This window comes from Nitrospirota bacterium (assembly GCA_040756155.1).
Lineage (GTDB): Bacteria > Nitrospirota > Thermodesulfovibrionia > JACRGW01 > JBFLZU01 > JBFLZU01.
The window spans coordinates 1-3,771 of the sequence record JBFLZU010000068.1 but is presented as its reverse complement, the minus strand read 5'-3'; the positions used below and the strand labels follow the sequence as shown (position 1 = coordinate 3,771).

At 42.2% G+C, this 3,771-nt stretch carries 8 protein-coding genes; all 8 read left to right on the top strand.

The genetic code is table 11. The annotated features are described in order from the left end of the window. The first annotated feature begins 158 nt into the window (after positions 1-158). The gene (locus tag AB1488_06950) at positions 159-290 is read left to right on the top strand and encodes a hypothetical protein (protein ID MEW6409834.1); all 132 of its coding nucleotides are present in this window, start codon (positions 159-161) and stop codon (positions 288-290) included. Further along, entirely contained in the window at positions 287-598 is a 312-nt protein-coding gene (locus AB1488_06945) for a DUF370 domain-containing protein (protein ID MEW6409833.1), read from the top strand. Before AB1488_06950 ends, AB1488_06945 begins: the two co-directional genes overlap by 4 nt. Positions 599-600: 2 nt before the next feature. Further along, positions 601-1,212, top strand: a complete 612-nt coding sequence (gmk, locus tag AB1488_06940) for a guanylate kinase (protein MEW6409832.1) — start codon at positions 601-603, stop codon at positions 1,210-1,212. Then, positions 1,213-1,569, top strand: a complete 357-nt coding sequence (rpoZ, locus tag AB1488_06935; protein MEW6409831.1) for a DNA-directed RNA polymerase subunit omega — start codon at positions 1,213-1,215, stop codon at positions 1,567-1,569. It abuts the gene before it with no gap. Continuing rightward, positions 1,569-2,747 (top strand): bifunctional phosphopantothenoylcysteine decarboxylase/phosphopantothenate--cysteine ligase CoaBC, encoded by a 1,179-nt coding sequence (gene coaBC, locus AB1488_06930; GenBank protein ID MEW6409830.1) that lies wholly within the window; start codon positions 1,569-1,571, stop codon positions 2,745-2,747. The genes rpoZ and coaBC overlap by 1 nt, the downstream gene beginning before the upstream one ends. Before the next feature lie 74 nt (positions 2,748-2,821). Continuing rightward, on the top strand, positions 2,822-3,127 hold the full coding sequence (locus tag AB1488_06925; GenBank protein ID MEW6409829.1) for a tetratricopeptide repeat protein: 306 nt from the start codon (positions 2,822-2,824) through the stop codon (positions 3,125-3,127). Beyond that, entirely contained in the window at positions 3,096-3,533 is a 438-nt protein-coding gene (gene aroQ / locus AB1488_06920; GenBank protein MEW6409828.1) for a type II 3-dehydroquinate dehydratase, read from the top strand. Before AB1488_06925 ends, aroQ begins: the two co-directional genes overlap by 32 nt. A 24-nt stretch (positions 3,534-3,557) precedes the next feature. Next, a partial coding sequence (locus tag AB1488_06915; protein MEW6409827.1) for an aminopeptidase P family N-terminal domain-containing protein occupies positions 3,558-3,771 on the top strand: 214 nt, incomplete at its 3' end.

Genomic DNA, 3,771 nt, shown 5'->3' with positions numbered 1-3,771 from the left:
AGAGAAATGGTTGATCTTGATTATATTCTTTAAATGACATGCACCTGCCTCCTTTCAAAAAACTACAAAATAATATGCAGATTTCATGCCACCATTTTGGGACAGCCTCACGGTTCTATTTTCTTGACAGTGAAGATAAAAGATGATAAATTTATCATATGCCGAAGACAGCGAGCATAGCACCAATCGAAGATCGCGAAGCAAAGGAATATGTATATCACATTCTAACAAAGGGGGATAGCCGAGAAGAAAATAGAACCGTCCCATTTTTCGATGGAGGTGCAGAATGAGTTGCTGTAAAGGGTTAATAAACATAGGATTCGGCAATGTGGTATCGGCATCAAGAGTAGTGGCTATAATCAATCCTGACTCAGCTCCGATGAAGAGGCTTAAAGATGAGGCGAGGGAAAGCAGTAGGCTGATTGATGCTACACAGGGGAGGAGGACAAGGGCTATAATAGTTACCGATAGCAATCATATAATACTCTCAGCGATACAGGTGGAGACCGTAGCATCAAGATTTAACTCGGAAGAAAAAGATAGGGAAGGGGGACACCCCAAAAAGTCTTCTGGACTTTTTGGAGACCCCTCGATGTAGGTATGTCAGCAACGGAAGGGATGTTGTATGTTGTTTCTGCTCCTTCGGGGACTGGTAAAACAACATTAGTAAAGGAAGTAATCAATCTCGTTCCAAATATTGAACATTCTGTATCATACACCACGAGGGTACCGAGGAAAGGGGAGATAAACGATAAGGACTATACATTTATCTCCAGAGATGAGTTCAAAGCAATGATAAAGATAGGTGAGTTTGTGGAGTGGGCAGAGGTCCACGGCAGTCTATACGGTACTTCCATAAAGAGGCTTGAGAGTCTGAGAAAACTCGGGAAGGATGTGATTCTCGATATAGATATACAGGGAGCAAAAAATATAAAGAAGAAATACAGAGAGGGCATATTTATCTTTATACTCCCCCCATCTTTATCTGTTCTTAAGAAAAGGCTTAAAAAGAGGATGACAGATACACCTGAAGAGATGGAGAAAAGAATGAAGCGTGCAAAGGAGGAGATCGCTGCGTATAAGATGTATGATTATGTGGTAGTTAACAATAACTTTGATGAGGCACTTATGGCATTAAAGTGTATAATTATAGCAGAGAGGTGTCGTGCAAAACGACTGGGTATGGAAAAATTCAAAGGAGGTGTGTTGTAGATGGATATTCAATCATTACCTATAGACACAGATAATTTTGACAGCCGTTACAGGCTTGTTCACCTTACTGCCCAGAGGGCAAGGCATATTGCGCATGGTGAAAAACCCTTTGTAGAGACTAAATACACAAAGAACACAACCATCGCAATTCAGGAGGCTATCTCTGGGGTTCTGGAGTATGTTACAGGTGAAGATGCAAAGAAGGAGAAAGAAAGAGCAAGAATATATAAGCGTGAAGAGAGATATACGCCAGAGGAAGAGTTAACAGAGTTAGAAAAAGATCTTAAGGTTTATCTACAGGAAAAGGCAGAACTCTCACAGAAAGATGTACGAGGCATCTTAGAAGAGGAGCACTGATGCTCCAGGGAAAGAAGGTTGTCCTGGGGGTTACAGGTAGCATAGCTGCTTATAAGTCAGCTGAACTCATAAGGGCTTTAAGATCTGGTGGCGCTGATGTAACTGTTGTAATGACAGAGAATGCAGAGAGGTTTATTTCACCACTGACATTCGAGACATTATCTTTAAACCATGTTTATAGAGAAAAGGACCTTTGGGAAAGACCACTCAGCCATATAACCCTGCAGAATGATACAGACCTCATACTTATTGCACCAGCTACAGCTAATATAATCGGTAAGATGGCTACAGGGATTGCCGATGATATCCTTTCTACGCTCTTGATTGCTACAAGAAAGCCTGTTATTATTGCACCTTCCATGAACGAGATGATGTATGAAAATCCAATATTCCAGAGGAATAAACGGATACTGGAGGAGCAGGGAGTATACTTTATCGAACCAGAAGAAGGAGCCCTCGCATGCGGTTACGAGGGGAAAGGAAGGCTTGCATCTGTGGAGATAATAGTGAAGGCGGTAGAGAAGGTGTTCGATAGGTCAGATGCCTTGAAAGGTGAGAAGGTACTTGTGACTGCCGGGCCTACGATGGAAGACATTGATCCCATTCGCATAATTACAAACAGGTCATCTGGCAGGATGGGGTTTGAGCTTGCTGCATCATCTATAAGGAGGGGAGCGGATGTAATACTTATCAGCGGGGATACAAACCTTATACCACCTTATGGTGCTGAACATATAAAGGTAAGGACAACAGCAGAGATGAGAGACGCTGTATTAAGATATTTTAAAGACGCCTCGATAGTGATCATGGCTGCTGCGGTATCGGATTATAGACCAGAAGAACCAATGAAAAAGAAGATGAAAAAAGAGGAGGATATTATCTCCCTGAGACTGGTGAGAAACCCGGATATCCTTATGGAGCTCGGAATGATGAAAGGTAAAAGGCTTCTTGTTGGTTTTGCGGTTGAAACAGAATCTCCCATAGAGAATGGTATGAAAAAATTAAAAGATAAGAATCTTGACCTTATAGTTGTAAATGACGCAAATGCTGCAGGCTCAGATATGAACTCTGTTATCATGATAGATAAGGGTGGCAGCCTTCAAGAGACTCCGTTGATGCCCAAGAGGGAGATTGCTGAGGCCATCCTTGAGAAAATAGTCGAGATAAAACATACCTAGGGATACCCCAAAAAGTCCAAGAGACTTTTGGGGACCCTGCATTGAAGACTTTTTATGATTAATCTGGTATAATTATGCAAGAAAAAGATAAACCATTCGTTCCTTCAATCGAACTTGTTACAGAAACTATGGCTGAGATTTATACTGCACAGGGACTTTACAAAGAGGCATTAGAGATATACAAAAGGATACTTGCCCAGAATCCTGAGAATAAAGTTATACGCCATAAACTTGAGGAGGTTTATCACTTGATGGGGATGCAAAAAGAGAGTGGAGGTACTGGACGAGAACAGGCAATTAAAAAGTTAGAAGACTTTCTTAAAAGGATTAGAGAGAGAAAGGAAGCGTATGAAAAGGGTATTGGTAATACATGGTCCTAATCTGAACATGCTTGGTATAAGAGAAACTGAAATATATGGGAATTTTACGCTATCCGAGATAAATGAAAAGATAACTAAAACAGCTGCCGAGCTTGGTGTAGCCATAGAGATTATCCAGTCCAATCATGAGGGTGAGATAGTGGAAGCTGTACAGTCGGCGATTGGTAAATTTGCTGCAATTGTAATCAACCCCGCTGCCTTTACCCATACAAGTATAGCAATCAGAGACGCAATTGCATCCTCAGGCATCCCTGTTGTTGAGGTGCACATCTCAAATATCTATAAGAGGGAGGAATTCAGACATCGTTCATTGATTGCTGGTGTTTCTGCAGGACAGATAACGGGATTCGGTTTAGATAGCTATCTCTTAGGGTTAAAGGCTGCAGCAGGGCTTATCTCGAGGTGAACCCCGCACCACGTTTGGACACCCGTGGCTTCGGGGCATGCCCCCTTCGAGAACAGGAAACCATTCCTCCCCGCCTTGAGAGGTGGGGCTTCTTGGTGGTGCGGGGTGAAGAAGACAGAGAAAGAGTTCTGCGTCGATAGACATCGTATACTGCTAAGCCGTCTTGAAGCACATGATATCGATGCATTCCTTATTACAAAGATAGAAAATGTAAGGTATCTATCAGGATTCGGTGGTT